At 58.4% G+C, this 6,283-nt stretch carries 7 protein-coding genes; all 7 read right to left on the reverse strand.

All coding sequences use genetic code 11. The annotated features are described in order from the left end of the window. Positions 1–272: GTP-binding protein (locus tag NCCP691_RS21030; RefSeq protein ID WP_238482386.1), on the reverse strand; the 272-nt coding region annotated here is incomplete at its 3' end. Between the two features lie 78 nt (positions 273–350). Further along, positions 351–2,453, reverse strand: coding sequence for an elongation factor G (gene fusA / locus NCCP691_RS21035; RefSeq protein WP_220810532.1), 2,103 nt, complete (start codon positions 2,451–2,453; stop codon positions 351–353). A 152-nt stretch (positions 2,454–2,605) separates the two neighbouring features. After that, a complete protein-coding gene (rpsG, locus tag NCCP691_RS21040) occupies positions 2,606–3,076 on the reverse strand; it encodes a 30S ribosomal protein S7 (RefSeq protein ID WP_220810533.1) in 471 nt (156 codons plus the stop codon). 142 nt (positions 3,077–3,218) lie between these two features. Then, positions 3,219–3,608, reverse strand: a complete 390-nt coding sequence (gene rpsL, locus NCCP691_RS21045) for a 30S ribosomal protein S12 (protein WP_220810534.1) — start codon at positions 3,606–3,608, stop codon at positions 3,219–3,221. A 544-nt stretch (positions 3,609–4,152) separates the two neighbouring features. Continuing rightward, positions 4,153–4,821 (reverse strand): C39 family peptidase, encoded by a 669-nt coding sequence (locus NCCP691_RS21050; protein ID WP_238482540.1) that lies wholly within the window; start codon positions 4,819–4,821, stop codon positions 4,153–4,155. 7 nt (positions 4,822–4,828) lie between these two features. Next, positions 4,829–5,374, reverse strand: coding sequence for a hypothetical protein (locus NCCP691_RS21055; protein ID WP_220810535.1), 546 nt, complete (start codon positions 5,372–5,374; stop codon positions 4,829–4,831). Between the two features lie 785 nt (positions 5,375–6,159). After that, positions 6,160–6,279 (reverse strand): hypothetical protein, encoded by a 120-nt coding sequence (locus tag NCCP691_RS21060; protein ID WP_373870378.1) that lies wholly within the window; start codon positions 6,277–6,279, stop codon positions 6,160–6,162. Positions 6,280–6,283: the final 4 nt, after the last annotated feature.

A 6,283-nucleotide genomic window follows, 5' to 3' on the forward strand; every position in this document is an offset into this window, starting at 1 on the left:
TTCTTGACGTAGTCGGCGTGACCCGGGCAGTCAACGTGAGCGTAGTGACGGCCGGCGGTCTCGTACTCGACGTGCGCGGTGTTGATCGTGATGCCGCGTGCCTTCTCTTCCGGTGCCGCATCGATCTCGTCGTACTTCTTCGCCTCGCCGCCGAACTTGGCCGACAGAACGGTTGCGATTGCAGCAGTCAGCGTGGTCTTGCCATGGTCAACGTGACCGATCGTGCCCACATTCACGTGCGGTTTGGTCCGCTCAAACTTGCCTTTTGCCATTTCAGATTTCCTTCAAAAAGAACGAATGTTTGATGATATCCAAGCGCGGGCGCATGCACGCCCGCGCGGTCCTGCTGCTTACTTGCCCTTGGCCGTGATCACCGCGTCAGCGACGTTCTTCGGTGCTTCGGCGTAGTGCTTGAACTCCATCGTGTAGGTCGCGCGGCCCTGAGTCAGCGAACGCAGCGTGGTGGAGTAGCCGAACATTTCCGACAGCGGCACTTCGGCGCGGATGATCTTGCCGCCGCCGACGATGTCGTCCATGCCCTGGATCATGCCGCGACGGGACGACAGGTCGCCCATCACGTCGCCCATCTTCTCTTCCGGCGTCTCGACTTCGACAGCCATCATCGGCTCGAGCAGAACCGGGCTGGCCTTGCGGCAGCCTTCCTTGAACGCCATCGATGCGGCCATGCGGAACGCGTTTTCGTTCGAGTCCACGTCGTGGTACGAACCGAAGAACAGCGTGACCTTCACGTCCACCACCGGGTAGCCAGCCATCACGCCGGTCGGCAGGGTGTCGATGATGCCCTTTTCAACCGCCGGGATGTACTCGCGCGGCACGACGCCGCCCTTGATCGCGTCGACGAACTCGAAGCCCTTGCCCGGCTCCTGCGGCTCGATCTTCAGAACCACGTGACCGTACTGGCCGCGGCCGCCCGACTGCTTGACGAACTTGCCTTCGGCTTCTTCGCAAGTCTTGCGGATGGTTTCGCGGTAGGCAACCTGCGGCTTGCCGACGGTCGCCTCCACGTTGAATTCACGCTTCATGCGGTCGACGATGATCTCGAGGTGCAGCTCGCCCATGCCGGAGATGATGGTCTGGCCGGATTCTTCGTCGGTCTTGACGCGGAACGACGGGTCTTCCTGCGACAGGCGGTTCAGCGCGATACCCATCTTTTCCTGGTCGGCCTTGGTCTTCGGCTCGACAGCCTGCGAAATCACGGGCTCCGGGAACACCATGCGCTCGAGGGTGATGACGGCTTCCGGATCGCACAGGGTTTCACCGGTGGTCGCTTCCTTCAGACCCACTGCAGCGGCGATGTCGCCAGCGCGCACTTCCTTGATTTCTTCGCGCTGGTTCGCGTGCATCTGCAGCAGACGGCCGATACGTTCCTTCTTGCCCTTGACCGGGTTGTAGACGGTGTCGCCGGAGTTCACAACGCCCGAGTACACGCGGAAGAAGATCAGCTGGCCGACGAACGGGTCGGTCATGATCTTGAATGCGAGCGCGGAGAACTTCTCGTTGTCGTCAGCCTTGCGGGAAGCGGGCTGCTCGTCCTCGTCGGTGCCCTGGACCGGCGGGATGTCCGTCGGTGCCGGCAGGTATTCGATCACGGCGTCGAGCATGGCTTGCACGCCCTTGTTCTTGAAGGCGGTGCCGCACATCATCGGCACGATTTCGCCGGCGATGGTGCGCTGGCGGATCGACTTCTTGATTTCTTCTTCGGACAGGTCGCCTTCTTCGAGGTACTTGTTCATCAGTTCCTCGTTGGCCTCGGCAGCAGCCTCGACCAGCTTCTCGCGCCATTCCTGCGCGGCAGCCTGGAGGTTTTCCGGGATATCGCGATAGTCGAACTTCATGCCCTGGGAAGCGTCGTCCCAGTAGATCGCCTTCATCTTGACCAGATCGACCACGCCTTCGAAGTTTTCTTCGGCGCCGATGGGTACCTGGATCGGGATCGGGTTGGCCTTCAGGCGCGCGCGCATCTGGTCATAGACCTTGAAGAAGTTCGCGCCGGTACGGTCCATCTTGTTGACGAAGGCCAGACGCGGAACCTTGTACTTGTTGGCCTGACGCCAGACGGTTTCGGATTGGGGCTGCACGCCACCCACTGCGCAGTAGACCATGCAGGCGCCGTCGAGCACGCGCATGGAGCGCTCCACCTCGATGGTGAAGTCCACGTGGCCCGGGGTGTCGATGATGTTGATGCGGTGCTCGGGGAAGTTGTTGGCCATGCCCTTCCAGAAGCAGGTCGTTGCAGCGGACGTAATGGTGATGCCGCGCTCCTGTTCCTGCTCCATCCAGTCCATGGTCGCCGCGCCATCGTGCACTTCACCGATCTTGTGGTTGACACCGGTGTAGTACAGGATACGTTCGGTCGTGGTGGTCTTGCCGGCATCGATGTGAGCGGAGATACCGATATTGCGGTAACGCTCGATGGGGGTCTTGCGAGCCATAATTCAATCCTAACTTTTGCCCGCGCACGCGGGGCTCGAGGTTAACTCAAATGGTCGAAAACCGAGCGCCGCTTTTTCCAAAGATGCGCCCGGTTTCAACCGATTTTTACTGCATGGCCTTCAACGATGCGAAGGCGCTGTCATTGCTGCTATCAGAAACGGAAGTGCGAGAATGCCTTGTTGGCCTCTGCCATGCGGTGCACTTCGTCACGCTTCTTCATTGCACCGCCGCGGCCTTCCGCGGCTTCCATCAGCTCGCCACCAAGACGCTGCGGCATGGACTTCTCGCTGCGCTTGTTGGCGGCTTCGCGCAGCCAGCGCATCGACAGCGCCAGGCGACGCACCGGACGGACCTCGACCGGCACCTGATAGTTCGCACCACCGACGCGGCGGGACTTCACTTCGACCATCGGCTTGCAGTTGTTGATGGCGGCGATGAAGACTTCGAGCGGATCCTTGCCCGACTTGGTCTTGATGTGGTCAAACGCACCATAGATGATGTTCTCGGCGACCGATTTTTTACCGGACAGCATCAGGACGTTGACAAACTTGGCAACTTCAACGTTGCCGAACTTCGGATCCGGCAGAATCTCCCGCTTGGGGACTTCACGACGACGTGGCATTTCGTTTCCTTTCAATCTTCAGTTGAGCCGCGGCACCACAGTATTTGCCGCCTGCTCGCGGACACCCATCAGGAGCGCCCACTTACTCGACCCGTTCGGGGCCGACTCACACTCCGCGGTGAAGCACCGGCGGAATAACGTATTACTTCTTGGCTGCGCCGGCCTTGGCGCGCTTTGCGCCGTACTTCGAGCGGGCCTGCTTACGATCCTTGACGCCCTGGGTATCCAGCGCACCGCGAACCATGTGATAACGCACACCCGGCAAGTCCTTCACACGACCGCCGCGGATCAGCACGACGCTGTGTTCCTGCAGGTTGTGACCTTCACCGCCGATGTAGGAAATGACCTCAAAACCGTTGGTCAGGCGCACCTTGGCGACCTTACGCAGCGCCGAGTTCGGCTTCTTCGGGGTGGTGGTGTACACACGGGTGCAAACGCCGCGCTTCTGCGGGCTGTTTTCCAGCGCCGGCGACTTGCTCTTCACAGCGCCGCGCTCGCGGGGCTTGCGAATAAGTTGGTTGATTGTTGGCATCGGTCTTTAAAGATGAAACGTTGATAATACGGCCCCGAAAACGATTGCCCGGGACCGGGAGGTGAATCTGCGCTGGCGCGCTTCGATTGGGAACAGGAAAAGGCGTTGCAAAAGGCGGGAAAGCTGACCAAAGAACGCTCAGGCCCTGGAGAGCCCAAAATCGAGAACTCGCGAGTATATCTCGGGCGACGAGACCCGTCAATGAACTTGGCCGCGGCGGGAGTTGGCCGCTATGGCCGCCCTAATGCCGGATGGGATGTTACGAATAGAAATAACCATCGATCTTGGCGATGGCCGCCCCATTTAGTACGGCAAATAGCATGTTTGAGGTGTCGAGTTTGCGGCCGAAGGCGGGATCAGCTGCATGTATTCTCTTGTACGACAGCCAGCCAAATTTCCGGTAAAGAACCAGTCCTAGTAGCGGCATGTACAGGGTGGGAAGGACGGCATACATCGGACGTTGACAGGCCAATGCGAGGGTGGCGAGGAATATCCATCCATACCAGTGTAGTTTGCAGGCTGGCATCTTGGTCTAAAAGGCGTGTCAGGGAAGAGGTCTGACGGTTACCTGTTGTACTGCCTGCGTCGTTTGTCGGCGCACCGCTTTAGCGAAGAAGTCACTACGTCCCGCTACGGTTGGCACAGATGGCAGCACAGCCAGGAATTTTCCGCGCAAACGGGCGTTGTCATCTTTGCTGCTCCGTGTTTCCCACATCTCAAGGAATTGCTCGCGACTATATGTGCGATTGCCAAGGCTCGGATCCGCCAGCCACACCCCGTTCTTATCAATCCCGCGTAGAACCGAGAAGTGGTCGTCCTTCCGGTGCTTGAGGTAGACGATGACCGGTACGCGTAGCTGCACTAGTTGTTCATACGAGGCGGCGAATCCCTGTGCCTTGAAACCGAATTGCGTTAACCCGCGCTGCATGTCTTCAAACGATGCCCGGCCATCGCTCTTATCCATCGCCTTCAACAGGGCCTCTTCGGTCACGTCCTGGCCGTAGAAGCCCTTGAGCAAGGTGGCTAGCGAGGCTGCGCCGCATGAATAGTCAAGGTCTTGCTTGACCACCTGTGTGTCGCGCAGTGCCTTCCAGCTCTTCGTGCGAACCGGGCCGGACAGAGAGTGAGTGGCAATCCAGGCGCTTTCAGCCTGAGCGGCCAGGCATGTCAGCATGGTCAGGAATAAGACCGCTCCGGATGGTGCACTGGGCACGGGATGCCTATGCTTGAAAGCCAAGGGCAGCGGGCACTACTGTCGCGGCAAAGGCGATCAGTATCATTGCAAGAATGGCGGGGATCATGCCGATTGCAATACCCGCAATAGCGTATCCCAGTGTGACGCGTGGAATAGCTCCTGCGATCGCATTCGCTCCTACCCAGGCAGAGTATAGCCACAGTGGTAGCGTGAGCAGTCCGGGCACACCCATTGTAGTAAGCCCAGCGATGAGAAGATCTGGGACCAGCCAGGAGGCGGCAGAAAGATTGACCAGGTCCCCATTCCCGTCCCAGCGCTGGCCGCGTCGCAGCCACCACTTTAGGACCGTGACAACTATTAGAAAACCAGCGGCGGTCGACACCACGCCATACGCGAGGGCGACCGCGAAAGGCATAGGGAGCACTCCCGGCCGCGGTGTTCGCAATGAAGGGTCGAGACCGATGACGATGCCGAGAACCAGAATCGCGACGGCGGACTGCCATCGAGGGAAGCGGTATTCATCGAAAGAGATTCCGCGAAGAGCGAAGAGACGTAGTGCGGGCATAAGCATAAGGTTCTCCTGTTTGGCTGGTCGCTGTAGATGAATTGCTATCTAGCGTACGCGACGCATTGTTTACTGAAGTCGGCAACGCGGGCAGCTCGCTTGCATCGAGTTGCTACAATGCGCTTCCTCTTACACTGGCGCTGACAAAGATTCAGCCGCCCCTACTGCTGTCTGAGACGACGCCGTAGTAGCTTTCGGGGCGCACGCTTGAATGAACTACTCGGTACTCTGATGGCTGTTTGAAGCTTTTCGGCAGGATTGCCTTGTTGTCCGGTGAACGGACAACTGATGCTGCTTTTCCGACGATCTCTCTTGGACATCGCCCTTTAGATTCAACGGCCGGAGTCTCTATGACCAGGAGTAGCTCGTGGACTGCCACATGACGTAAACTGCAAGGAAGGATAGCCACTTGTTGCGAAGTGGATTCAAATCGCTAAGCAAGTAGGGATAGAATTTTTGTCTCTTCGCAACATCTGTGCATAGTTGAAACCCGATTACGAACAGAGGCGTACTAAACAATAGGAGATGCTTTTTTGTCGGCGCCAAGATGATGGCGGCAATCAGGACCGTTGCCACTAGAACAGGCTTAATAGTCATTGCCGCCATTTTCGCCTACCAGCCGTTCTGCGTTGCTACTCCGTCGGCTATACCCTTCGCGACTGAACTGTTAGACGTCCAGACGGCTCCGGCAGCGCCAAGTGTACCGCCCGCTAAAGCGCCTCCTCCTACGGACGTAGCAAAGTTATACCAAGACCACGGCTCGTTGCGGATATAGCTACTGAATGCGTACCCTAGTTGTGAAGTTGCAAGAGGTTATTTCGGTTGGTTGAGAGTCTGGACATTGGTGCTTTGCCGCCGATACCTTGGTGCGGGCGGTGCCAGTTGTAGTGGTGGTTCCACTGATGGAGCATTTCG

The sequence above is a fragment of the Noviherbaspirillum aridicola genome (assembly GCF_019656455.1).
GTDB classification, from domain to species: Bacteria; Pseudomonadota; Gammaproteobacteria; order Burkholderiales; family Burkholderiaceae_D; genus Noviherbaspirillum; species Noviherbaspirillum aridicola.